We start from the raw sequence: 263 nt of genomic DNA on the forward strand, positions 1-263 counted from the left end.
GTAGATGTTGACCAGGTCGCCGCTGAGGAACGCGGTGGCGACGCCCGCGGCGAGGATCAGGTACGTCGGGTGGTAGATCGACACGGGCGCGGCCTCGTCGCCGACGGCCTCGCCCTGGGCCAGCGAGTACAGCTGGACGCAGAGCGACACCGCCGCGGAGACCGTGAGCATGAGGGCCGACAGCCGGTCCGCGACGAGGTCAATGCCGACCGGGGCGGCCCAGCCGCCGATGTCGACCACCAGCGGGCCGTCGTCGGCGAGGA

Annotated in this window: 1 pseudogene; it reads right to left on the reverse strand. The window is 72.2% G+C overall.

The annotated features are described in order from the left end of the window. Positions 1-263 (reverse strand): annotated as a pseudogene (locus tag KVT14_RS20515) (Na+/H+ antiporter subunit D); the annotation flags it as partial.

The sequence above is a fragment of the Cellulomonas sp. GbtcB1 genome (assembly GCF_019091725.1).
Taxonomy (GTDB): Bacteria; Actinomycetota; Actinomycetes; order Actinomycetales; family Cellulomonadaceae; genus Cellulomonas.